The organism is Cellvibrio sp. OA-2007, from assembly GCF_000953825.1.
Lineage (GTDB): Bacteria > Pseudomonadota > Gammaproteobacteria > Pseudomonadales > Cellvibrionaceae > Cellvibrio.
This window is the reverse complement of the sequence record NZ_BBUL01000016.1, coordinates 15,816-40,481: the sequence shown is the minus strand read 5'-3', so window position 1 is coordinate 40,481 and position 24,666 is coordinate 15,816. Positions and strand designations below refer to the sequence as shown.

Sequence of the window (24,666 nt, the reverse complement as noted above, 5' to 3'; positions counted from 1 at the left end):
ACCACGTCGCTATTCAAATAATTACAGCTGCGGATCATTGATGAAATCCAATCTTTACAATGCACTACGCTTAATAGCTGGATTGCTCACCGTCATGGCGCTTTTTGCACAACAGTACATTCCACAAAAATCACTCACTATTTTCCCCAACAGCAACTTCCCCCACTCTATTTACGGTGACCCCCACAGCGATGGCACTCCTTCTGCGGAATGGATCGATGAGGCTAATGATATTTGGCGCTGTAACTTTTACCGCGAAGATCCCTTCTCTTGCGGCTATTCGCTCACCCTGGGCTCCAATTACATAAAAGGTATAGATCTCACCGAATACGATGGTTTTAATATCAAAATTAAAGTGTTAAGCGAGACCCAGCGCCTCCGTATATTTTTTCGCAACTACAACAGCACCTATGATCGCGGAGATCCATTAACATCGGCCAAATTTCAGTCAACTGTCATTCGCACTAATAGCTTAACGCAGGAAGCCTATGTCAGACTCAGTGAGTTTAGCGTGGCTGAGTGGTGGATAAATAACTTTGATGTACCTCGCGAATACGCCGCACCCGAGCGCAACAATGTCATCACCTTCGGTTTTGACTTCTTCACTCCCGGCGACCATCAAATAAAAATAGAAAAAATTGAATTTGTCGGGACCCGCATACCGGCAGAGACCTTCTATCTCGCCATTTTGATCATCTGGATGGCGCTGATCATTCTCGAAGGCCTGATACGTTTCTACTTTATCTATATCAACTCCAAAAAAGCCGACCGGAAAATTGAGGAGCTGCAAAGCAACTACAAGCAGTTAGAAATCGAGAAAAAGGAATTTGAAGCTCTGTCCACCACCGACACCCTCACCGGCGTTATGAACCGCGCAGGCATCAACCAGTTTGTCGAAAAACTCTTTGACGGCGACTACGAGAAAACCCAAATAGGTTTATTGGTGTTTGATATAGACCATTTTAAACACATCAATGACCAGCGCGGCCACGACGCAGGCGACCGTATTTTGGCTGGCATCTCCAAATTGATTACCCAAAATACACGTCAATCGGATGTTTTTGGGCGCTGGGGTGGTGAAGAATTTGTATTAGTCTGCCCGCAAACCAATCGGGAGCGCTTAATAGAACTGGCCGACAAACTTCGTCTAGTGGTCAGCCAACACGTGTTTGAGCCCAGCAATCCACTGCAAGTCACCATGAGCATAGGCGCCACCTCCGTCAAAAAGAATGAAGGTTTTGACTATGTGTTCAAACGCGCCGACATGGCACTCTATGAAGCCAAAGGTGGAGGCCGCAACCGGGTGGTCTACAAAACGCCTTGATCTCCTACCTCAATACCTTCTAGAGCATTTCACCTGGTGGCTACTTTTCAGCAGATTCGCAGCTTTTGCGGCCATGCTGCCGTAAAAAAACACAAACACAATATGTAGTCATATCACCCCCGCCCATACATGCGAAAAAAGTCTAAGCGGCACTAAAAGGTGTCATATTTGCTATGACTCGCGGCAATGCTGGATTTCCCGTTGTTTTACAAGGATTTCACTAGTTGCCCCCAGTTTTTACCGGCCTCACCCACACCTTATCCACAGGTTTTCAAGCTTGCATAAAACCCATAACCGCATTATCTTGTAGCCCATTCGCGATTTACCCCTAGATATAGGTATTGCAGGTGCCAAACACCTAGCCAGCGCCTATCGTTCATAGAGCTAATCGTCAAGCAGATTTTTGACCCAATTGAACGTTATTCACAGTGTCTGCGTAAATACAGCCTGATTTTTAACGGCCACCTTGGCGTTTCAACACACCAAGCAGGCATCAGTAGTATGGGCACAACCGGCTGAGTAGTAACCACTATATCTAGTGGTGACAAAATCAGCAGAAAACGGTGTTCTGAACCCTGATTTTAATAACGGAAGCCGCTCCCTATTAAGGGCGAACCGGCGGATAAGCGGGTCAGCAAGTAAGCTGGGTCAACAAGATAGCAAGGCTAGTCAGCAGTATTTTTTATCACGTAACAAATTCAACCAGGAATGACCTCACGCGGGAGACGTCTATGCACACCGACATTGAACAAACCACCGGTACAACCAATATCCAACACGAAATCCACGGCGGCTCGTCGAGCCTTGCAGCAACAGCGCCGGGGCAATTGCGCGTGATCAAGCGCAACGGAACGGTGGTTCCTTTTGATGCCAGTAAAATCGCCATCGCCATGACCAAAGCGTTTTTGGCGGTAGAAGGTGGCAAAGCCGCTGCGTCTACACGCGTGCGCGAGATGGTTGAAAGCCTGACGCAACAAATTACCGCCACCTTTAAGCGCCGCATGCCATCGGGCGGCACTATTCATATCGAAGAGATTCAAGATCAGGTTGAACTGATCCTGATGCGCTCGGGCGAACAAAAAGTCGCCCGTGATTACGTGCTCTACCGCGAAGAACACGCCCGCCTGCGCGCCCAGAAAAAACCGGTATCACTAGAGCCGGACCCAGATTACCCCGCACTGAACGTGATTCTGGCCGACGGCACCCGCTCCCTGCTCGATATTGGCCGTATGCGCACCATCGTGCGTGAAGCCTGTGAAGGCTTGGCCGGTGTATCCGAGAAGGCGATTCTCGATGAAGCCATGCGCAACCTCTACGATGGCGTAGCGGAAAAAGACGTGAACACCTCACTGGTGATCACCGCCCGCACCCTGGTAGAAAAAGAGCCTAACTACTCCTTTGTGACCGCTCGCCTGTTGATGGACAAACTGCGCGCCGAAGCCCTGAGCTTCTTTGGTGTTGCCACTTCTGCGACCCAAGCGGATATGGAAACCCTCTATGCGCAAACTCTGCCGCTTTATATTAAAAAGGGCATTGAGCTGGAGTTGATCTCCCCCGAACTGCAAAACTTTGACTTGGATAAACTGGGCAAAGCCTTGATCGCCGAGCGCGATTTGCAATTCACCTACCTCGGTCTGCAAACCCTGTACGACCGCTACTTCATCCACAGCAACGATACTCGCATCGAACTGCCGCAAATTTTCTTTATGCGCGTTGCTATGGGCTTGGCGATTCAAGAAGAGAACCGCGAAGACCGCGCGATTGAGTTCTATCGCCTGCTGTCTTCCTTCGATTACATGAGCTCTACCCCAACCCTGTTCAACTCCGGTACTCTGCGCCCGCAGTTGTCCTCTTGCTACCTGACCACCGTACCAGACGACCTGCACGGTATTTACGGCGCCATGCAAGACAACGCCATGCTGAGCAAATTCGCCGGCGGTTTGGGTAATGACTGGACGCCAGTGCGCGCATTGGGCGCTTACATCAAAGGCACCAACGGTAAATCACAAGGTGTAGTTCCCTTCCTGAAAGTGGCCAACGACACCGCCGTAGCGGTAAACCAGGGCGGCAAGCGCAAAGGCGCTGTGTGTGCCTACCTGGAAACCTGGCATATGGATGTCGAGGAATTCCTTGAGCTGCGTAAAAACACCGGTGATGACCGCCGCCGCACCCACGATATGAATACCGCAAACTGGGTGCCAGACACCTTTATGAAGCGTGTATTTGACGACCAGCCCTGGACCCTGTTCTCGCCGAACGACGTTCCTGATTTACATGATCTGTACGGCAAAGCTTTTGAAGAGCGCTACGCATTCTATGAAGCTGAAGCTGCTGCTGGCCGCATCAAAGTATTCAAAACCGTGCGCGCATTAGACCTGTGGCGCAAAATGCTGGGCATGCTGTTTGAAACCGGCCACCCGTGGATCACCTTTAAAGACCCATGCAACCTGCGCAGCCCACAGCAGCATGTTGGCGTGGTTCACTCATCTAACTTGTGTACCGAAATCACCTTGAACACCAAGGCCAATGATGAAATCGCGGTATGTAACCTCGGCTCCATCAACCTGGCGCAACACATTGTGGACGGCAAACTCGATCAAGCCAAACTGGAGCGCACCGTTAAAACTGCGATCCGCATGCTGGATAACGTGATCGACATTAACTACTACGCCGTGGACACCTCCAAACAGTCCAACCTGCGTCACCGCCCTATCGGCCTCGGCATCATGGGCTTCCAGGATGCACTTTACGCACAACGTATCGCCTACAGCTCGCAACAAGCAGTTGATTTTGCCGACACCTCTATGGAAGCGGTCAGCTACTACGCGATCAAAGCTTCCAGCGACTTGGCGGCCGAGCGCGGCAAGTACTCTACCTTTGACGGTTCTTTGTGGAGCAAAGGTATTCTGCCCATCGACTCTATCGAACTACTGGCACAAAACCGTGGCGAGAATTACATCAAAGTCGACCGCAGCCAAACCCTCGATTGGGCGACTCTGCGTGCACAAGTAAAAAGCACCGGTATGCGTAACTCCAACGTGATGGCGATTGCACCAACGGCAACCATTTCCAACATCACCGGCGTGACTCAGTCAATTGAGCCGACTTACCAAAACCTCTATGTGAAATCCAACCTCTCCGGCGAATTCACCGTAGTTAACCCGCACCTGGTGCACGACTTGAAAGAGCGCGGCCTGTGGGATTCGGTAATGGTTAACGATTTGAAATACTACGAAGGCTCACTGCAAAAGATCGACCGTATCCCGGCCGACCTCAAAGCCATCTACTCCACCGCGTTTGAAGTAGAACCCAAATGGATCGTAGAAGCCGCTAGCCGCCGCCAAAAGTGGATCGACCAAGCACAGAGCTTGAACCTCTACATCGCGGGCGCTAACGGTAAAAAATTAGACATTACTTATCGCATGGCATGGTTCAGCGGCTTAAAGACTACGTATTACCTACGTGCCTTGGCAGCGACTACCACAGAGAAGTCCACCATCAATACCGGCTCATTAAACGCGGTATCGTCTGGCGGCGCGGGTGGTTTATCCGCCGCACCGGCGGCAGCAAAACCGCCGGTGTCAGAGGTGAACGAAGCCAGCTTTGCTCAAGCAGCGCCAGTGCCATTGGCCTGTTCAATCGATAACCCGGATTGTGAAGCCTGCCAATAAAAGTGTTGGGGTTCGTTCCTCAGGCTACGCGCCCCGCCACAACCTACGAAGTACTCTGTAGGTTGGTGGTGAGGAACGAACCCCAACAAATATGCAGAATACGCGATACACGCACACAGAATTAAACGAGGAACACCATGCTAAGTTGGGATGAATTCGACACCGAAGAAGCAGTAAGAGAAACCACCCGTCAGGACGCCATCAGCGCCGCGCAAGCCAAAGCGGCTGAGCCAGTGGTACAACCTACCCAAGCGCAGGTTGCCCAAGCACAAGCGAAAAATGACCAAGCGCAAGCCTCTAAAGCTGCCGATGCACACGCAGTGAATACTGCCTTTGCCCAAAGCGCCAAAGAAACCGGCATCAGCCCCGAATTGGCCAAAGCCCGCGCCAGCCTCGCCGCACTTGACCCAGCACCCGGTTTGGAAGAATTGGAAATGGGCGCTGCCCGTATTCAGGTCGATGAAAAGCGCATGATCAACTGCCGCGCCGATTTAAACCAACTCGTTCCGTTTAAATACGATTGGGCATGGCAAAAATACCTTGATGGCTGCTCCAACCACTGGATGCCACAAGAAGTAAACATGACTGCCGACATCGCCACCTGGCGCAGCAAAGACGGCCTGACCGATGACGAGCGCCGCATCGTAATGCGCAGCCTCGGTTACTTCTCTACCGCCGACTCACTGGTAGCGAACAATCTGGTACTGGCGATTTACCGTTTGATCACCAACCCCGAATGCCGCCAATACATTTTGCGTCAGTCATTCGAAGAGGCAATCCATACTCACGCTTACCAATACTGTATTGAATCACTGGGTATGGATGAAGGCGAAATCTTCAACATGTACCGCGAATTACCCAGCGTTGCGAACAAAGCCGCCTGGAGTTTGAAACACACCCAAACCCTGGGCGACCCAACCTTCACCACCGGCACCCCAGAAACCGATCAAGAATTGCTGCGCAACCTGGTAGCTTTTTACGTAGTGACTGAAGGTATTTTCTTCTACTGCGGCTTCAGCCAAATCCTCAGCATGGGCCGCCGCAACAAAATGACCGGCGTTGCCGAGCAGTTCCAATACATCCTGCGCGATGAATCCATGCATTTGAATTTTGGTATCGATGTAATCAACCAAATCAAACTGGAAAACCCGCACTTGTGGACTGCAGAATTCCAACAAGAAGTGATCCAAATGATTTTGGAAGGCACCGAGCTGGAAATCCAATACGCACGCGACTCTATGCCACGCGGCGTACTCGGCATGAATGCCGCGATGATGGAAGAATACCTCCACTTCATCGCCAACCGCCGCTGCGCACAAGTCGGCCTGAAAGAACAATTCCCCGGCGCACAAAACCCATTCCCGTGGATGAGCGAGATTATGGATTTGCGTAAGGAGAAGAATTTCTTTGAGACAAGAGTTATTGAGTATCAAACAGGTGGAGCGTTGAGTTGGGATTGATTTGTAACTCTTAAACCAGTTTCAAATTAAAAGGAAAGCCAAAATGGATATACACTTTGAATGGGATCGCAATAAAGCGGCCAGCAACTTACGTAAGCATGGTGTTAGCTTTATTGAGGCGAGCGAGATATTTAATGACCCGCTCGCCATTAAGTTGCGCGATGATGAACACAGCGAACAAGAAGAACGCTGGGTAACTATTGGGCAAGTTCGCAGCATGCGCATTGTTGTAACCGTCCACACATGGCAAGAAGACGATGACAATATTTACGTGCGGATTATTTCCGCACGTAAAGCTACAGTCCATGAGATCAAAAATTACGAAGGGTGATTTTTATGCGTGACGAATACGATTTCAGCAAAGGCGAGCGCGGCGGATTTTATCGCCCCGATGCAAAAGTACACTTACCTGTTTACCTTGATGATGATGTGCAAGCCACACTCGTGAGCTTAGCTGCAGCAAAAGGTAAAGATTATTCTGTATTTATAAATGAATTGCTAAAAAAAGATATCGAGCTGATTCAGCTGGCGCAGTAGCCACAACCATACGAACGGATTACATATTCCGGAGTGAATAACCCAAACCGCTATTGAGTTTTGTCAGAGAGTTTTCTGGTGGGGCTGGATGGCGGTTTTTTATATGGAAAAACTTATGACCGATGTACTGATAGAAACAACGAATCCCCCAAAAAACGCAGAAGACTTAGTCATTGCTTCCGCAATTTGGATAGCGATTTTGATGTTTATTGTGTCAATGGGATTTTACTTATATAACTTCTGGGGGCCAAATTTGAGCCCAGACACAGCTGAGTGGGGCCAATTTGGAGATTATCTTGGAGGAATAATAAACCCGATTGTGGGTTTAATTACCATCACTCTGTTAACTGTCAGCTTGCGTCAAACCCGCAGAGAACTGAATTTAATTATTGAACAAAACACCACATCACAAAAAATTCAAAAAAATGCTGAGGCAATAATGAAGGCTCAAATCTCAGCAATTCGATCTGAGAAAGATCTAGCCTCTGTCCAAATTCTATTAAAAAGATATAAATCACGTCTAGAAAACGCACCTGCCGATAGTGAAGCACAAACAGAATACTCACATATAGTAGATTATCTCGAATCGTACATAGATTCCGAACTGGAAGCAGTTGTATTTAATTCACAAGAAGATGAAAAAAGATCTTCAATAACAGCCTGGACTTGGCAAAGCAGATGTGAACGCTGGGAAGAAAATGAGATCCACACACATGTAAATCTCGAAAAAAATTATGTTGAGTTTCAAGTTTGCGGAGCCTCTGAGCTTAAAGGCTTTTGGAGAGAATACAAAAGAGATCTCGGCGCAGGTGATTACGACCCGCCAAAAACTTATCTAGTAGAAAGGTACAGATGGATGCATGCTAGAGCTCGGCGCGATGTATACAACTCTATGACGCCAAATCACAAGAGCAAAAATGCACAATTAAAACAACATCCAAATATTTTTCTATCATTAGATGATCTTGAAAATGCAAGCCCGTAGGTTGAGCAGCCCAAGAGTTGGTAGTGAGTTTGTGAACCCCAACATTCGTAATCGCAAACAGCACATTGTTTTGGGAATATAAAAGACCAATCAACGATGCACGTATTTTGGTTTTGGTGGTTGCGGATGCATGGTCATGTTGGGGTTCGTTTCACAGGCTAAGTGCCGCGCAGCAACAGACATGTCATAGGCATATATCATCTAAACATTAAGGATATTATTTTGAGAAAACATTTTTATCTATTGGCTCTTTTATTAGCAATACCAATGAAAGCTATATCAGAAGAAACCTGGCTCCACCAAGGCAGCGACGTGCCAGCCTTTAAGCTCATACTGAAAGAGAACGGAGTAGCTGAATTTGTTGAAGGTTTTACGTGGCTAAACCCTATGAAATGGGAAAGAAAGGATGATGACTTGATTATTCACATTGATAAAATGGATGAACCATTTTATCAATCTATGCAGCACCCCCTAAAAAGTTCTGACGGTTGCTTGTCACAGGTGGATCGCAACAAAATCGTATATTACGAAGAACTTTGTGACTATTTAAATATTGGTGGATATATATTTTACAAACAAGAAAATTAGCCTTCTCAATCAACAGCACATGTATTTTGGTTTTGGTGGGTGCGGATACATGGTCATGTTGGGGTTCGTTCCTCACCGCCAACCTACGGAGATAAATTATGAATAACGAACTTTTATCGCAACTGCAAAATGACTTGTTTGTAATCATAATTATCTTGGCGATTGCGGCAACTATTTCGATGCTTATTGGCTACCGCATTGTTGCCAAACGGCTCGCACAACGAGGCATGAAAAAAGGTGATGCCCGAGCCATTGGGCAAGCGACGGCATCACTTGTATTTTTATTACTTAGCTGGATTTATTTTAAATTTGTATTTTTGACCTAAACACGAAAAACCAATCAACGGGGCATGCATTTTGGTTTTGGTGGTTGCGGATATATGGTCATGTTGGGGTTCGTTCCTCACCGCCAACCTACGGGTGCGATGAAATAAATGGGGATTGAATTAATTACAAGGAGTGGTTATGCAATATCGGCGGGTTTATGTTGAGGGTGGGTGTTATTTTTTCACCTTGGCGTTGGCGGATCGCAAGAGCGATTTGCTGGTGCGGGAAATTGATTGTTTGCGGGCGGCATTTAAAACGGTAAAACAAAACCATCCATTCGAGATCAACGCGATGGTGGTAATGCCCGATCATTTACATTGCCTGTTGACCTTACCTCACAATGACTTTGACTACTCTACCCGCTGGGCATTAATCAAAGCCAACTTCTCCCGCCGCATTGCCAAAGACGAATTAATAAAAACCACGCGCTTAAAAAAGGGCGAACGCGGAATCTGGCAACGCCGTTTTTGGGAACACACCATCCGCGACGAACGGGATTTTTACAACCATATTGAATACATACACCATAACCCTGTAAAACACGGTTACGTAAGCAACGCGCAAGACTGGCCATATTCAAGCATTCACAAATTCGCGTAGGTTGGTGGTGAGGAACGAACCCCAACATTCATATTCGCAAACCGCACGCTGTTTTGTGGATACAAAAAGCCAATTAACAGCGCACAGATGTTAGTTTTGGTGGTTGCGGACGTATGGTCACGTTGGGGTTCGCAAGCTCACCGCCAACCTACCCGTTTCATCAATTTTGGTTTAAGGTGCGGGAATATTTTGGAGTTTATATGAGTAACTATTCATTAACACCCGATGCCGAAACACTGATTTGCACCGAACTGCAAAAAGCATTTCCCAACGCACTGGGAATTTACGCCTTCGGCAGCCGAGTGCAAGGCACGGCTAATGCGCAAAGCGATTTGGATTTGGCGGTATTGGTCGCGGGTTATGCCGATCCATTGCAATTATTTGAAATAGCCAACCAATTGGCCGACAAGCTCGGTTACGAGGTAGACTTGCTCGACCTGCGCGCCGCGTCTACTGTGATGCAACACCAAGTTATCACCACAGGCCGACGCTTATGGGCGAAAGATGTGCAAGCAGATTTATTTGACGTATTTGTATTGAACGAAAAACTAGACTTCGATGAGCTTCGTGCCGAGCAACTTAACGAAATCCGCGAGACCGGAAGAATTTATGGCAAATGATATCCTAATCAATAAAGCGGCCACCATAGAGCGTTGCATTAACCGCGTGCGTGAGGAACTCACCAAAGCCGGAGCAAATTTCGCGAACGACTACAGCCGACAAGATGCTGCAATCCTGAATATTCAGCGCGCTTGCCAAGCTGCGCTCGATATGGGGCAACACATTGTTCGCACCAAACACCTGGGCGTATCGCAAAGCGCACGCGATGTATTTACCCTGCTGGCTCAAGCAAATATTATCGACAATACTCTCGCCGAAACCATGAAACGCATGGTCGGTTTTCGCAATATCGCGGTTCACGATTACCAAACGCTGCTATTGCCTATCGTGGAAAATATCATCACCAACCATTTGGATGATTTTGTTCAATTTTCAAAGCAGCTTATACAACACAAGTAATTAATTGCTGAGTTAATCAAACGAACATTTCAAACTAAAAAGCATCCCACCCTCAGCAACAAGAGCACCCCATGCAACCCGAGTTCTGGCATAAGAAATGGCAAGAAAGCGACATTGGTTTTCACAACAGTGATGCACACCCGTTATTGGTTAAGCATTTCCCCACATTGGGTTTGGCTGCTGGCAGCCGGGTATTTTTACCTTTGTGTGGGAAAACACTGGATATTCATTGGCTGCTCGCGCATGGTTTTCAGGTTGTTGGTGCGGAGTTAAGCCCTATCGCTATCGAACAGCTTTTTGATGAGCTGGGAGTAGCACCGGAGATTACGCAATTAGAAAATCTGCAGTATTATCGCGCGCCCAATATAGATGTATTTGTAGGCGATGTTTTTAATGTCACAGCAAGCTTACTCGGCCATGTCGATGCAGTTTATGATCGCGCCGCCTTGGTTGCCTTGCCCCTTGCAATGCGCACCAATTACACATCACATCTAAAAACAATTACTGGAAATGCCAAACAACTTTTGATTTGTTTTGAATATGACCAGACTCAACTCCCGGGACCACCCTTTTCCATTTGCGATGAAGAACTACAAGCGCACTACAACTCAAGTTATACAATTCAGTTATTAGAAAGCGCGGAAGTGATAGGAAAGTTAAAAGGTCAGTGCCCTGCTTGGGAAAAAGTATGGCTACTGAATAATAACGCCGGAATAATTTAATACGTTGACACACGTAACAATAACAGCGCAGAAAACAATAAATCTAAATTGCCTAACCCTAGATAAAGAGCGTATATTTTCACACTCTGAGTTTTCACATGGAGCAAGGAAATGAAAAAAAGTGTATTTATTATTCCCCTAATTTTGATTGGTTGCGGAGGAGATGATAAAAGCAATACTCTCGACACACAGCCAAACAAAACCTATAGCCTTGAAAAAGTAGTCTCATTAAAAAGTGGAGTTGTTTACTCCTCAGAATTGTTTGACTCGGCGACCACCCAGTATGGTTTTATTGCAATCGAAAATAAGCCAGAAACAGTCATCAATGGTGTAATGGTAACGCCTCAATATCGCTACTTTACGGTTAAAAACTCTCGCCATGGCAGCGGCAATATTTCTGCTCCTATATGGGAGACAACCTCCTATATAGATACCGCCACTAAAAATTTAATCTCTTTTACCACTTTTGCCAGCCAAACCGGTATGGGCACCAGAATTAACTGCTCGTCTACCTCGCCTTACCATTTTCCCGCGCAGGTAAAATCAGGCGACAGCGATATTACACCGGGCTTCACCTGCGACAATAACATCACTATCGCACCCGGTAACTGGCGAGCAGAAAGCACAACCAGTGGCCATTTGGACTTTATTGTACAAGCCCAAACTGTCGATATTTCTGGAAGCCTTATCAACGAAGTCACAACCTATACGCTAGACAGCGGAGGCGCTATCGTCTCCCTGAAAATTAACAATCTAAAAAGCTTTAGCGATTAAAAGCTCAATGCCACCCATTGGTTTTGGTTCCAAAGAGAGCTCCATCAATTTTTATATCGCCAATCGCCCGCCGATTGGCGATTACTCATCGATGAAAGAACTTCGCTGCTTGGCACCGGGTGAGCTCGCACATATAGTGCAGCACACCAGTAACCACTGGCGTAAAGCGTTTAATGTTTACGCCAAATTACTGTTTGATTGGTTTTCGCTAAATCAGCGCACGAATTTACCGCCGAGCTGGCAGGAATATCGAGATTCGGAATTATTTCAATTGCAATCGCAAGAAGCGCTTTTGTTTAGCGCGCCAGAACTTGATAAAAACAATAACGCGATTCATATCATCGCGGGAAAAACATACGCCGCATCTTTGGATCTGCCTTCGCTGGTGTGGCTTGACCAGTACTTTGCCATCAACAAGGAACATCGCCTGATTGTTGCACCCTACCCCGACTATCGCCAGCTCTCCAATGAGCGGATTGCGCGATTGATTGAACTTATGCGGGAATTACGGTGATAATGCCGCTCAACCTACCTTAGTACCAATTCTCCACAATTTCCCATCACAACTAACATACTAAATCTATCAGGACGACACATGCATCACCCCATGGAAGCCCATAACAATAATCGCCTTTACGGACTGGATACTCTTCGCGCCATTGCTATTGTTATCGTTTTAATCTACCACTACAAAGTGGTGGTAAGCTGGGAAAACAGCTTCGGTTTCATGAGCCAACTTGGTTGGGCAGGTGTCGATTTATTTTTTGTGTTAAGCGGTTATTTAATTGGCAACCAGATTCTCTCTGCATTTGCCAAAGGGCAGGACTTTTCACTGAAACTGTTTTACATTCGCCGCTTTCTGCGCACCCTGCCTAATTATTATTTTGTACTCGCGCTCTATTTTATTTTTCCAGTCGCATTGAGTGGTACCGCCACGGCGCCCTTCTGGTCATTTCTCACCTTTACCCAAAACCTCGACATGCGCGCCGGGGAAACCTTTACACACTCCTGGTCTTTATGCATTGAAGAGCAATTCTATTTAATTTTTCCGGTTATCGCATTACTCATCGCCTACGCTAAACGCTCTGTTCGACTTGGCTGGATAGCCATTATTGGCGCAATGCTGCTCGCAATTTTTTTACGCGGATACAATTGGCAGGCCCAAGGCGAAGCTGCAATCACCATGCAATCGTTTATGGAACATATTTACTATTCCAGCTTTACCCGCTTTGATGAACTACTACCCGGCATAGCGATCGCCTTATTGAAAAATTTTCACCCAACGATTTACGCCGCAATATTGCGTAGAGGCAATCTTTTGTTAGCAATAGGTTTGGCAAGTGTGGGCACCATGTTTTACGTATTTCAGAACTTTGCCTATATCGAAGGCTATGGACGCACGTTCATGGTGACCACATTTGGCTATTCGTTATTGGCAATCAGTTTTGGCATTCTGGTACTCGCTGCACTCAGCCCCAACTCAATGTTGCATCGCATACGAATTCCGGGAGCAGCAAGTTTAGCGCTGTGGTCTTACGCGATTTATTTAATTCACAAACCTATATTTCAAGTATTGAAAGCACCGTTAACGGAATATGAGATTGATATTAATGGCTGGCTGGGCGTGGCAATTATTATGGCGGTAAGTATTTTTTGCGGATGGCTTCTCTATCTCTTGGTAGAAACACCTTTTATGAGACTGCGAAATCAGTTTTTCCCAACTAACACCAAAGCCGCACCGCTGTCGCTTGTTAATACACCAGCCACATAGCCATACCTCCAATATTAATAGGTCACATACTACCCATAAACAGCATTAAATTAGTTAATAGGTATAAAAAGACCCAAAAATAGACAAGAAGCGATAATAGGTATAAATTAACCCAAATGGCCTAACTAAGACACATAAAGGTAAATAAATACCCATTATGAACTTTTATACTATGACAAATGCGTCCGTTGCGGCTGAGCTGGGCAATCGCCTTGAGGCTCTGCGCTTGGCGCAGAACATGACCCAGCAGGCACTGGCCGACGAGATTGGCATAACCCCCAAAAGTTATCGCCAACTGGTTGCCGGTGGTGGCAAGCTGGAAAACATGGTGGCCGCTCTGCGCGCGCTCAATGCACTGGAACAGTTGGAAAACTTTTTACCTGCAACTCCCCCTAGCCCCTTGGAGCAATTAAAGCTGCGCGGCAAGCAGCGTCAACGCGCACGCCACACAACCTATAAAACAGCAACGGCAAATACGGCAGAGGGTGTAGAAGAACCCGGGTTGGATTGGTAATGCAAAATCTCGCTGAAGTCTGGCTGTGGGACAAACTGGTGGGCGCACTGGCGTGGGCGCCAGACACCGCAACCGCGACCTTTGAATACACCCCTGAATGGATCAAAACCGGCGTACAAATCGCGCCGCTGCACATGCCCAGCCGCAGCGATAGCACGCGCATTTTTCACTTCCCGCAACTTAATCGCGCCACTTACAAAGGTCTGCCCGCCTGTTTTGCCGATACCCTGCCCGATGATTTTGGCAATGCGGTTATCAATGCCTGGCTGGCACGCAATGGCCGCGATCCGCAGAGTTTTAATCCACTGGAGCGATTGCTCTACAGCGGCAAACGCGGCATGGGTGCATTGGAATACGCACCAGCACTGCGCCAGACCCAAACCGGAAATACCAAACTGGAGCTGGATTCACTGATCAGTATGGCGCAGCAAGTATTGGATCAGCGCGCCGGCGTGAGCAGCCAATTGCACAGCGCCGGAAACGATGACTTAACCGCAATTTTGCAGGTGGGAACATCTGCCGGCGGCGCGCGCGCCAAAGCCTTGGTGGCGATCAATAAAAATCGCAGCGAAATTCGCTCCGGCCAAGTGGATGCACCGGAAGGTTTTGAACATTACTTATTAAAATTTGATGGCATTGTAGAACAAGGCAATAATCGTGAAACCTTCGGTGACCCGCAGGGTTTTGGTCGGATGGAATACGCCTATTATTTGATGGCAAAAGACGCAGGCATTGCGATGACACCTTGCGAATTATTAATTGATGGCGAGCGCGCGCATTTTTTGACGCAGCGTTTTGATCGCACTGGCAATCATAAATTGCACTATCAATCACTCTGCGCCATAGATCACGCCGATTTTAAAATGCCCGGCCATTACAGCTATGAACAATTATTTTCCGTTGCACGGCAACTGCGCTTGAGCCGCGCAGAGGCGATAGAAATTTATCGCCGTATGGTGTTTAACATTGTTGCGCGCAACCACGATGATCACAGCAAAAACTTCGGTTTTATCTTGCCAGGCCCGCGGGCGCAATGGCAATTGGCGCCCGCATTTGATGTAGCCTACAGTTATAAACCCGGCTCGCCCTGGGTAAACTCGCATCAATTAAGTGTAAACGGCAAACGCGATAATTTTACCCGCGAAGATTTATTAGTCGCCGCTAAACTGATTAGCAACTTCACCAAAGAAGCAAAATTAATTATTGAACAGGTACAAGATGTGGTTAGCCAGTGGCAAACCTATGCCAATAAAGCCGCTGTACCACAAGGCTTTAGCAATGAAATAAACAAGCAACTGCGCCTATCCTTGTAGTTTTTTATTGCTACAAATGTTTAGCAAAAAAATTACACCAACAAAAATTTCAACCAGTAATGCACTAAGGAATATATATGCACCTGACAACGATCATCTTTTTTGCACTGCTCGCGTTTTTTACCTGGCGCGGCTATCAGAAAGGTTTTATCGGTTCCATCACCCGTATACTCAGTTGGATTGTGGCCTACCCAGCGGCGATTGTATTTACCAAACCGCTGGCAAAATTAATTATGCAAAACACCTCGCTAGAGGGTTTGATTGTATATTTTATTGCAGGCAGCAGTATTTTTTTGCTGGTGAGTTTGTTAGTTAGTGTGCTGCTCAATCAGTTGGCCAAATTAATTCCCGATACAGATGCGACACAAACCGGTTCTAAAATTGGCGGCGCAGGTGTAGGAGTATTAATGGGCGCACTGGTGGGGCTGCTGGTGGTTTACGGCATTGGACTGGTGATAACACCCAAGGCTCAACCACAGCTACAGGCAAATAATGCCGTTACACCGGATAATTCCACGATACAAAATAATACTGCACGCGCTCCCGCCACAGGTGTACCCAATATACGAGACCTTACCAAAACCAATGATTCATTTATTGAAGCCAGCGCCAAAAAATTAATTAGCACTGCCGCCGCCACGGCGGTGGATTTAGCACTGGATGATAAGACCACTACACAAATAACCAGAGCGTTTGTGGAGAATCCGCAAACCATGCTCACCCATGTGCAACAAGTGGCAAATGATGGACAGATGAAAAACTTGATGGCCGATGAGAAAATCCAATCCATTCTCACCACCGGTGATACCCACGCACTGATGCGCGACCCCGCCTTTAAGGAACTGATGAATAACCCCAGTGTGCAGGCGCTTATGTCACAATCCGATGTGACCAGCGAACACGGTGCGCAAGCAGCGGCTGAAAAAATGGTACAAGCATGGAGCCGCGTGCAAACAATCAAGCACGACCCGCGTGTAATTGCGATCATTAACGATCCGGAATTTCAGCAGCAATTAAACTCATCGAACAAATTACCACTGATGATGAATCCAAAACTCAATCAGTTAACGGAAATTATTTTTAGCAGCGAGACGACACCTGCGAATGGCATGGGCACTTATCGCGTACAGGATATAAACGAAGCATCGAATAATACTACGCAAGCACCAACGGACTCGACCGCTGCAGATGAAAAACCGGCGACAACTATTTACCGCTGGACGGATGAAAACGGGCAAGTCCACTATTCCGACAAACCCGTACAAAAAAAATAATTTAATACACTGGGGGCTCGCCTTGCGGGCGAGTTCTAAAACGCGGTTGTGCCCAAAAATATTGGCCTGGGCACTTTGCAATTTCCTGCTCCATAAATTCGTTCACGCGGCGTGCATCCACAATATCATCGCCGGTTGGATAATTTTCAAACGGCGGGTGAATCGTAACGGCATAACCACTACCATCATCCAAACGGCGCTGGGTAAAAGGAATTATTTTCGCGCGCCCCATCCGTGCAAACTGGCCAGTCGCGGTAACCGTTGCGGTCGGCACACCAAAAAACGGCACAAACACCGACATTTTTTCACCTAAATCGCGATCGGGTGCGTACCAAATCATGCGGCCTTTACGCAATTGGCTGACCATCGCACGCACATTGTCGCGGCTAAATGCCATGCCACCTCTGCAATAGGCTTCGCGGCGCGATTGCTGCAAATAATCATAAACAGCATTGGCATGGGGGCGATACATACCGTCATAATTCAAATACTGCCCCAGCATGGCACTGCCAATATCCAAGGTAGTGAAATGCAAACTCAGCAGCAATGCACCCTGCCCTTCAGCCTGCGCCTGTTCGATATGTTCAAGGCCGGTAATGGTAAACAACTTGCGCAAGCGCGACTTTGGCCAGAACCAGGCTATGCCTGTTTCAAACGCTGCCATCGCAGTGGAAAACAAAGTTTCTTTTAGCAGTTTTTCGCGTTCAGCATCACTCATGTGAGGAAAACACAAACGCAAATTAGTCTGTGCCTGATGCAAACGTTTTTTGTTTTTGCGCAACAATGGGCTGAGGCCACGCGCCATCGCCAACTGCCAGCGATAGGGAAGTTGGGCTATTAAAAACCAAAGACCAACACCCAGCCAAGTCAACCAATGTTTGGGGGCTAATAGCGTCCGCGAAAAATGAGATGATGCCATAGGGATTTAAAACACAAAGAGCAGATAATGACTGCGATTGAAAAACTGGGCGAATTATAACGGCTCGCAAACAAAGCACCTAACAAGAAATTAACCGTAGTACTTTCAGTTAAGAACTTTCAGCTAAGAACTTGCTGCCAAGTACTTTCCGTTAAGTGCTTTTTGTTAAGTACTTTTTCAGTCAGGTGCTTTACGCGAGATTAAACAATCAATTTAAAAGCTGTAAACCAAATTGATAAACGTAGTCGTGTCGGTCTTTTCTTTACCCGGCGCTACATCGGTATCATTGGCAATGGCAATACCCACTTTCATTTTCATACTGCCATTGATGGATGTTGCCAGTGAGGTTTCACTTTGGGTACGAGTATTATCCGCGCCCGATTCCACACTAATCACTTGTTTAAATTCTGCATTCTTGGTTATTTTCCATTCCAACGCTGTGGCTGCACGCAGCATTGCACCACTTTCATCGGTAATGCTATCGGGGATGCTGGCATCGTCGCTCTCGATTACTTTTTCACCTTCAAAATAACCCGGACCCGCCTCAACAAACCAATTGAATGTAGGGCTGGAATAAAGCCAATCACCGTAACCCAGTGCGACAGTGGTGTAGGTGCGATAAGCACCAAATTTATCGTCAGTATAAGATCCAAAACCAAATACGTAGGATTTTTCCACACCTAACAAATAGGCAAATTTAGCCGAACCAAAATATTTCTCAGCGGTTTTTTCTTTGCTGGTTGTGTCGTCATCCTGTTCGACCTCATCCTCTTTGAAAAGCGAATTGAAGATGTATTGGTTTTCCCATTTTTCCAGATTTTGCTTGGCATCCACCTTAAATTGGAGGCTGGTTGAATCAGTATTGCCGGAAGTGGCGATTGCACCTACATCTACATCGACATCCCAAGGGCGCTTTTTTTCATCGGCAAGCGCAGTCGTGGTGAGTGCAGTCAGTGTGAGTACAATGGTCAATTTATGCATAGCTATATCCTGTTACCTCAAGTTAGGAAGGACGAACCATAACATAGAAAACATGACTGCCAAATGAAAACGACCGGCACATTGGCCGGTCGCTAGGCTTCAAACAGCATAAAGCTAGTCGCGCAATAAGCAATTAAGCTCATCGACCACTTCCGCCCAGTCCGAGTGACTCTGACGCGCCTCACGCAAAAACTCCGCTTGTTCGGCAGTCCAAAAAGGCGCGCTGGCCAGTGGTTCAGCCTGCGGCAGAGGGTTATGTCTGGCGATAAAAGCCTCGATTTCGGCGGGAGTATTGGGCAACCCCAATTTGGCAAAAAGATCATTTAGCGTGTAGAACATGTAGCCCTCCAGTCGGTTTTTACGGACTTACCTGATCATTTACGAATTTATGTGATCATTTAAATTTGCCGGTTTCGACAGATTTCGCCGCTAGAATAGCCTCAACCGGCGCGACTACCTAGTTTAATTTTCCCTGCGGCTTGCCATCTGTTCGATGAGCGCATCTTTTTCCTGCCACAATTGATTCACCCACTGCTGAAAACCCGCGCGAAATTCAGCGTCTCCGGTGTAATCACCAATCAATTCTGTGGGGATAGGCAACTGACGAATGTGTATTTGAATGCGCTTCACACGGCCGCAGGCGTAATCCCAATAGGTTGGAATACCGTCAGGATAATAAATGGTTACATCCAGCAGGCGATGCAACTGCCCATTCATCGCCGCAAGCGTAAACGCCAAACCGCCCGCTTTGGGCATCAGCAAATGACGATAACTAGATTGTTGTTGCGCATATTTTTCTTTAGTAAAGCGCGTGCCTTCAAGGAAGTTAATGATTGTCACCGGGTTATAGCGGAACTTTTCGCAGGCTTTGCGGGTTTGCTCTATGTCTTTCCCTTGCAGGGAGGGGGCGCGTGCAATCTGCGCTTTGGTATGGCGACGCATAAAGGGAAACTCCAACGCCCACCAGGCGAGGCCGAGCAGCGGCACCCAAATCAAGGATTGTTTCAAAAAGAATTTAAGATAGGGAATGCGCCCGTTAAAGATGCGCAGCAGCAAGAGAATATCCACCCAGGATTGATGATTAGCCACCATCATGTACCACTCCTGTCGGCTCAAATTGGTCAGCCCTTCAATTTCAATTTGCGTGGGCAATAACAACTTCTGATGCCCGGCGTTAGCATTCATCCACAGGCTGGCCAATCCATCCAACCAGCGGTTACACAGCGCCTGCCAGCGCGCCAGTGGAATACCCACCTTCAACAGCGCTAACACCATTAAGGGAATAAACACCGCACTGGTGAAAACGATAAATAAACCCGTTGTGATAACACCCACTAGATGACGAAAAATAGACATAAAAAATAGCTGCTAAAAAGTAAATGTTTCATGCACTGAACCGAGTGTGAAAAACCCGGTCAATACACACTCATACAGTTTTATTCATCCTTGGTATTTGTTCAATCAACTGACTGCTGTTAAAGGAAATCAATCATGCTGAGCCAATGTAAATCCTGCTGGAAAGAAAATCGCTCATTCATCGTATTTTTGGCTCTGATGTTTTGTTTCCGCAGCGCCATCGCCGATTGGAATGATGTGCCGAGCGGTTCGATGAAACCCACCCTGATCGAAGGCGACCGGATTGGCCTGAATAAAATGGCCTATGATTTACGCATCCCCTTCACTCACATTTCACTGTATAAAATTGCCGACCCCGCACGCGGTGAGATTGCAGTATTCGATTCCAAAGTAGCGGATAAGCGTTTGGTTAAACGTGTGATTGGCGTACCGGGCGATACTATTGCCATGCGCGATAACCATTTAATTATCAACGGTAAAGCGCTTTCCTATACCGCAGCAACCAATGGCGATTGGCTGGAGCAACTACCGGAACAAACACATATTGTCCGCTTGGATCCCAATGCGCAGGGCTACGCCAATTTTGATCCAGTCACCGTGCCTGAAGGCCACTATTTAATGCTAGGGGACAACCGTGACAATAGTGCTGATTCACGCATGATTGGTTTTGTACCGCGCAGCGAGTTTGTCGGTCGCTCACGCAGCGTGGTAATGTCACTCGACTACGAGGATTATTTTTTACCGCGCAGCGAGCGTTTTTTTAAACCTTTGCAGTAACCAATAATGTGCGCGCTTATTTGCGAGAACAATACCGCAAAAACTTATCGCAAAAAATAGGCGCGCACTTCTTGCCAATTATTGAGCCGCACCTCTGCCGCCTCTTCCATGTTATGCGGGGCAGAAAACAAAATCCCCTGCCCTACAAATCCATCAAAATGACGCGAGTTGTCATCAATTAAATAATCTGCTTGCACCAGATTTTTCTTGCCGCAAAAAATAAAATTCATCGGCGACAAAAACGGCAAGTATTTCACCAGCCACTCATATTTAGGTGCGAACGAAGTGGGATGCTCCATCGCTGCTGTGGCGATTACAATCTCATAAGATTCATGCAATTCACGAATCACCTCGATAGCATCGTCATAGGGTCGAATGTCAGTAAAAAACGCGCGGATATCAGGGTATGCTCGCACGCGGGCAACATGTGCCTCGGGCACTTTGTGATAAATTTTAGTTCCGTATAAATCGGCTTTAGTTAAGCTTTGTTGAAACTCGGTGTTGTACCAATCGAGATGGCGAGCCATGGTATCGCAAATGGTTTCGTCCATATCTATCGCAATACGTTTGCGCATTTATGCTCCTATTTAAATACAGTTCTACACAACAATTATTTAACAATGACCGATAAAAAAATCCCCCGCCGAGGCGAGGGATTGTTGCGGCAGGCTTAGAAATTCGTCTGCACCAGCGGGGTGGTTTCTGCGTCGTAATCGACACCGTTTAAACCAAAACCAAACAAGCGCAAAAATTCCGCTTTGTAACCGGCAAAATCGGTCAACTCAAACAGATTTTCTTCGGTCACTTGTTCCCAAATTTCTTCCACTTTGGTTTGTACCGATGAGCTCAATTCCAGTTCATCGACGCGGTAGCGGTTGGCATCATCCAGGCGCGGAGTATTTGAATAGAGGCACTCTGTAAACAAGCGTTGAATCTGTTCGATGCAACCTTCATGGGTGCCCTGCTCTTTCATCACCTTAAACAGGATCGCCAAATACAACGGCATTACCGGAATGGCCGAGCTCGCTTGGGTTACTACCGCTTTTAATACTGCAACATGGGCGTTGCCGCCGTGTTTTGCACTCAAGGTTTTCGCGGCGCGATCCAAATCTTCTTTGGCTTTACCGATAGTTGCTTTACCGTAGATCGGCCAGGTCAACTTGTCGCCGAGGTAGGTGTAAGCCACGGTTTGGAAGTTGTCGGCAAGCAGATCGGCACCTTTCAAAGCATCGATCCACATTTCCCAATCTTCACCGCCCATCACTTTAACTGTGTTGGCGATCTCTTCATCTGATGCTGGCTCGATGGTGACATCGGCAATTTTCAGAGTATCGGTATTGAGGTTTTTAGACACGTACTGCTTGCCGATTGGCTTGAGTACAGAATTGTAGACTTCACCGGTTTTAGGATCAGTGCGGCGCGGTGATGCCAGACTGTAAATCACCAAATCGACTTTACCGATGGAGTTTTTCAATTCACTGATAACTTGCTCTTTCAGCGCGTCAGAAAACGCATCGCCATTGATAGTCTGGGCATACAGGCCTTCTGCTTTGGCCGCATCGTGGAACGCCGAGGTATTGTAGTAGCCGGCAGTCGCCGTTTTAGTCTCACTTGGCTCTTTTTCAAAGCAAACACCCAGCGTATCCGCACCACCGCCAAACGCAGCGGTAATCCGTGAAGACAAACCAAAACCGGTAGAGCAGCCCAATACCAAGACTTTTTTGGGGGCATTGGCCACAGGACCTTTGGCTTTAGTGAAGGCGATTTGCTCTTGAACGTTAACTGCACAGCCTTGCGGGTGGGCGTTGGTACAAATAAAACCGCGAACTTTTGGCTTGATAATCATGGGTTTACCTTGTGATGGTGGGTAAGAAAGTGCTGCCTGTGGCAGACCCGGCAAATAAAGGCGGCCATTATAGTGTCTGAATCCGCGAATGTCCCCTATGGCGATTAGATGGCATATGCACTGCGGAATCACCCTGCTCTTGAGCTATAGTGAAACCCAACTGATAACACCTTAATTAAGGATACCCCTATGCTCTACCCAATGTTTGCCATGGTCTTGGTGACCTGTGCGGTCGCTATTCATCTGTTTCGCTTACGGGTTAAAGCCGTTAAAGCCGGCGATATTCGGCTCAGCCAATTTCGCCTTAACAGCGGTGAAATGCCCGACGCCATCGCTCAAGCAGCACGCAATTACAGCAATTTGTTTGAAGTGCCGGTGCTGTTTTACGCTGCCGGCGCTACTGCCATTGCCCTCGGCATACAACCGCCAGTAATGATTATCACCGCGTGGATTTTTGTCTTGGCGCGTATCGCTCATAGCTGGATCCATCTGCACAGCAACAATGTTATCCATCGCCTGCGCGCTTATATGCTGGGCAATATTTGTATGCTGGTTATTTGGGGGATTTTGGTTGCGAGTTATGCGACCCGCTAAACAGCCACGATAAACACTCACAGTAAAAATCCCTGCCAGACAAACTCGCAGGGATTTTTACTGTTGGGGACGATACATTTATTTACTCAGCTTTTCTTTACACTCAGCCAAGCTTGTCTTGGAGTCTTTTCAGGTAAAATGCGCCCCTTCGGTAAGATCTACATTCACTACACTGCAGGATAAAAAATGATAACCCACGAACCCAATCCGCTTTATGTCGCCCATCCTGATCGCTACAAAACCATGAAATTCCAGCGCTGCGGAAAAAGTGGTCTGCGTTTATCGCGCCTGTCATTGGGCTTATGGCAAAACTTCGGCGCAGTTGATTCACAAGCCAATGCCCGTGCGATGCTGCGTCGCGCATTTGATTTGGGTATCACCCATTTTGATTTAGCCAATAACTACGGCCCCAATTTTGGCTCTGCAGAATCCACCTTCGGCAATATTTACAAACAGGATTTTGCTCACTACCGCGATGAATTAATTATCTCCAGCAAAGCTGGTTACGATATGTGGCCAGGCCCCTACGGCATTGGCGGCTCACGCAAATATTTAGTCAGCAGTTGCGACCAAAGTTTAAAACGCACCGGCCTCGATTATTTTGATATTTTTTATCACCACTGCATGGACCCGGAAACACCACTGGAAGAAACCATGCAAGCACTGGATTTTATCGTTCGCTCCGGTCGCGCACTCTATGTGGGTATTTCCAATTATCAACCGGCACAAACACAAGAAGCGGTGCGCATTTTGCGCGAGCTGGGCACGCCATTATTAATTCACCAACCGCGTTACAACATGTTTGATCGCTGGATTGAAAAAGGCCTGACCGATGTATTAAAAACCGAAGGTGTAGGTTCCATTGTTTTCTCACCGCTGGCACAAGGTGTACTGACCAACAAATACCTGAACGGTATTCCGGAAGGTTCTCGTGCAGCACGCAGCGAACAAATCTACTTGGGCGACAAAGACATCACCCCGGAAAAGCTTAAAAAAGTGCAGGCCTTAAATGCAATTGCCGAATCGCGCAATCAATCACTGGCACAAATGGCAATCGCCTGGACGCTACGCAATCCAGTTGTTACCACCTGCCTGATCGGCGCCAGCCGCCCAGCGCAAATTGACGACTCTGTAGCAGCACTCAATAACCTTGAGTTCAGTGCGGATGAATTAGCAAAAATTGAAGGCATTTTGAAATAAAAAAACCAGCTGTAAAAAAATGAAATTAAAGAGGGGCTCACTACCGTGACCCCCTTTCTCATTGTCACAGCTTTTGCTTCACAAAACTAAACCTTGAATTTCTATTCCCCCCC

At 47.2% G+C, this 24,666-nt stretch carries 27 protein-coding genes; 21 read left to right on the top strand and 6 right to left on the bottom strand.

Going from position 1 to position 24,666, the window contains the following annotated elements; all coding sequences use genetic code 11:
* The first annotated feature begins 40 nt into the window (after positions 1 to 40).
* The 18 genes from AWU77_RS00260 to AWU77_RS00175 all read left to right on the top strand — a co-directional run bounded on the left by AWU77_RS00260 (position 41) and on the right by AWU77_RS00175 (position 16,880).
* Positions 41 to 1,324 (top strand): diguanylate cyclase, encoded by a 1,284-nt coding sequence (locus AWU77_RS00260; RefSeq protein ID WP_062057489.1) that lies wholly within the window; start codon positions 41 to 43, stop codon positions 1,322 to 1,324.
* Positions 1,325 to 2,055: 731 nt separating this feature from the next.
* Complete coding sequence (locus tag AWU77_RS00255; RefSeq protein WP_062057487.1) at positions 2,056 to 4,995, top strand: ribonucleoside-diphosphate reductase subunit alpha; 2,940 nt, start codon at positions 2,056 to 2,058, stop codon at positions 4,993 to 4,995.
* A 137-nt stretch (positions 4,996 to 5,132) separates the two neighbouring features.
* A complete protein-coding gene (locus AWU77_RS00250) occupies positions 5,133 to 6,455 on the top strand; it encodes a ribonucleotide-diphosphate reductase subunit beta (protein WP_062057484.1) in 1,323 nt (440 codons plus the stop codon).
* 43 nt (positions 6,456 to 6,498) lie between these two features.
* Positions 6,499 to 6,786 carry a BrnT family toxin gene (locus tag AWU77_RS00245; protein WP_062057482.1) on the top strand — a complete coding sequence of 96 codons (288 nt, stop codon included), beginning with the start codon at positions 6,499 to 6,501 and terminating at the stop codon, positions 6,784 to 6,786.
* Between the two features lie 5 nt (positions 6,787 to 6,791).
* Positions 6,792 to 6,992 carry a hypothetical protein gene (locus AWU77_RS00240; protein WP_062057479.1) on the top strand — a complete coding sequence of 67 codons (201 nt, stop codon included), beginning with the start codon at positions 6,792 to 6,794 and terminating at the stop codon, positions 6,990 to 6,992.
* A gap of 115 nt (positions 6,993 to 7,107) precedes the next feature.
* Entirely contained in the window at positions 7,108 to 7,977 is an 870-nt protein-coding gene (locus AWU77_RS00235; protein ID WP_152625208.1) for a hypothetical protein, read from the top strand.
* Between the two features lie 222 nt (positions 7,978 to 8,199).
* Entirely contained in the window at positions 8,200 to 8,565 is a 366-nt protein-coding gene (locus AWU77_RS00230; RefSeq protein ID WP_152625207.1) for a hypothetical protein, read from the top strand.
* A 98-nt stretch (positions 8,566 to 8,663) separates the two neighbouring features.
* Entirely contained in the window at positions 8,664 to 8,891 is a 228-nt protein-coding gene (locus AWU77_RS00225) for a hypothetical protein (RefSeq protein WP_062057469.1), read from the top strand.
* Between the two features lie 139 nt (positions 8,892 to 9,030).
* Complete coding sequence (locus tag AWU77_RS00220; RefSeq protein ID WP_062057466.1) at positions 9,031 to 9,492, top strand: transposase; 462 nt, start codon at positions 9,031 to 9,033, stop codon at positions 9,490 to 9,492.
* A gap of 200 nt (positions 9,493 to 9,692) precedes the next feature.
* Positions 9,693 to 10,112, top strand: a complete 420-nt coding sequence (locus tag AWU77_RS00215) for a nucleotidyltransferase domain-containing protein (protein ID WP_062057463.1) — start codon at positions 9,693 to 9,695, stop codon at positions 10,110 to 10,112.
* Positions 10,102 to 10,512, top strand: a complete 411-nt coding sequence (locus AWU77_RS00210) for a DUF86 domain-containing protein (protein WP_062057460.1) — start codon at positions 10,102 to 10,104, stop codon at positions 10,510 to 10,512. Before AWU77_RS00215 ends, AWU77_RS00210 begins: the two co-directional genes overlap by 11 nt.
* Before the next feature lie 71 nt (positions 10,513 to 10,583).
* Positions 10,584 to 11,234: a thiopurine S-methyltransferase gene (tmpT, locus tag AWU77_RS00205; RefSeq protein WP_062057457.1), complete on the top strand. Its 651-nt coding sequence runs from the start codon at positions 10,584 to 10,586 to the stop codon at positions 11,232 to 11,234.
* A 111-nt stretch (positions 11,235 to 11,345) separates the two neighbouring features.
* Complete coding sequence (locus tag AWU77_RS00200; RefSeq protein WP_062057454.1) at positions 11,346 to 12,008, top strand: hypothetical protein; 663 nt, start codon at positions 11,346 to 11,348, stop codon at positions 12,006 to 12,008.
* A 7-nt stretch (positions 12,009 to 12,015) separates the two neighbouring features.
* Complete coding sequence (locus tag AWU77_RS00195; RefSeq protein WP_062057450.1) at positions 12,016 to 12,522, top strand: DUF6942 family protein; 507 nt, start codon at positions 12,016 to 12,018, stop codon at positions 12,520 to 12,522.
* Positions 12,523 to 12,603: 81 nt separating this feature from the next.
* Positions 12,604 to 13,779, top strand: coding sequence for an acyltransferase (locus tag AWU77_RS00190; RefSeq protein WP_062057448.1), 1,176 nt, complete (start codon positions 12,604 to 12,606; stop codon positions 13,777 to 13,779).
* A 172-nt stretch (positions 13,780 to 13,951) separates the two neighbouring features.
* Positions 13,952 to 14,293: a helix-turn-helix transcriptional regulator gene (locus AWU77_RS00185; RefSeq protein ID WP_062057504.1), complete on the top strand. Its 342-nt coding sequence runs from the start codon at positions 13,952 to 13,954 to the stop codon at positions 14,291 to 14,293.
* A complete protein-coding gene (locus tag AWU77_RS00180; RefSeq protein ID WP_062057445.1) occupies positions 14,293 to 15,606 on the top strand; it encodes a type II toxin-antitoxin system HipA family toxin in 1,314 nt (437 codons plus the stop codon). The genes AWU77_RS00185 and AWU77_RS00180 overlap by 1 nt, the downstream gene beginning before the upstream one ends.
* A 77-nt stretch (positions 15,607 to 15,683) precedes the next feature.
* Positions 15,684 to 16,880 (top strand): CvpA family protein, encoded by a 1,197-nt coding sequence (locus AWU77_RS00175; protein ID WP_062057442.1) that lies wholly within the window; start codon positions 15,684 to 15,686, stop codon positions 16,878 to 16,880.
* Position 16,881: 1 nt separating this feature from the next.
* Here the strand turns inward: AWU77_RS00175 and lpxL are convergent, their stop codons facing one another.
* The 4 genes from lpxL to AWU77_RS00155 form a co-directional block, all read right to left on the bottom strand.
* The gene (gene lpxL / locus AWU77_RS00170; RefSeq protein ID WP_062057439.1) at positions 16,882 to 17,799 is read right to left on the bottom strand and encodes an LpxL/LpxP family Kdo(2)-lipid IV(A) lauroyl/palmitoleoyl acyltransferase; all 918 of its coding nucleotides are present in this window, start codon (positions 17,797 to 17,799) and stop codon (positions 16,882 to 16,884) included.
* A 213-nt stretch (positions 17,800 to 18,012) separates the two neighbouring features.
* Positions 18,013 to 18,780 carry a YdiY family protein gene (locus tag AWU77_RS00165; RefSeq protein WP_062057436.1) on the bottom strand — a complete coding sequence of 256 codons (768 nt, stop codon included), beginning with the start codon at positions 18,778 to 18,780 and terminating at the stop codon, positions 18,013 to 18,015.
* 114 nt (positions 18,781 to 18,894) lie between these two features.
* On the bottom strand, positions 18,895 to 19,119 hold the full coding sequence (locus tag AWU77_RS00160; RefSeq protein ID WP_062057433.1) for a DUF2789 domain-containing protein: 225 nt from the start codon (positions 19,117 to 19,119) through the stop codon (positions 18,895 to 18,897).
* A 123-nt stretch (positions 19,120 to 19,242) separates the two neighbouring features.
* The gene (locus tag AWU77_RS00155; protein ID WP_062057430.1) at positions 19,243 to 20,136 is read right to left on the bottom strand and encodes an acyltransferase; all 894 of its coding nucleotides are present in this window, start codon (positions 20,134 to 20,136) and stop codon (positions 19,243 to 19,245) included.
* A gap of 135 nt (positions 20,137 to 20,271) precedes the next feature.
* Between AWU77_RS00155 and lepB the strand changes: the two genes are divergently transcribed.
* A complete protein-coding gene (gene lepB, locus AWU77_RS00150; protein WP_062057427.1) occupies positions 20,272 to 20,913 on the top strand; it encodes a signal peptidase I in 642 nt (213 codons plus the stop codon).
* Positions 20,914 to 20,957: 44 nt separating this feature from the next.
* Here the strand turns inward: lepB and AWU77_RS00145 are convergent, their stop codons facing one another.
* Positions 20,958 to 21,488: a 5'-3'-deoxyribonucleotidase gene (locus AWU77_RS00145; RefSeq protein ID WP_062057424.1), complete on the bottom strand. Its 531-nt coding sequence runs from the start codon at positions 21,486 to 21,488 to the stop codon at positions 20,958 to 20,960.
* A 95-nt stretch (positions 21,489 to 21,583) separates the two neighbouring features.
* Complete coding sequence (gene fabV / locus AWU77_RS00140; protein WP_062057421.1) at positions 21,584 to 22,759, bottom strand: enoyl-ACP reductase FabV; 1,176 nt, start codon at positions 22,757 to 22,759, stop codon at positions 21,584 to 21,586.
* Positions 22,760 to 22,948: 189 nt separating this feature from the next.
* Here fabV and AWU77_RS00135 point away from each other — a divergent pair, with 189 nt between their 5' ends.
* Together AWU77_RS00135 and mgrA are read left to right on the top strand one after the other, a co-directional pair.
* Complete coding sequence (locus tag AWU77_RS00135) at positions 22,949 to 23,353, top strand: MAPEG family protein (protein WP_062057418.1); 405 nt, start codon at positions 22,949 to 22,951, stop codon at positions 23,351 to 23,353.
* Positions 23,354 to 23,539: 186 nt separating this feature from the next.
* Positions 23,540 to 24,553 (top strand): L-glyceraldehyde 3-phosphate reductase, encoded by a 1,014-nt coding sequence (gene mgrA / locus AWU77_RS00130; RefSeq protein WP_062057415.1) that lies wholly within the window; start codon positions 23,540 to 23,542, stop codon positions 24,551 to 24,553.
* Positions 24,554 to 24,666: the final 113 nt, after the last annotated feature.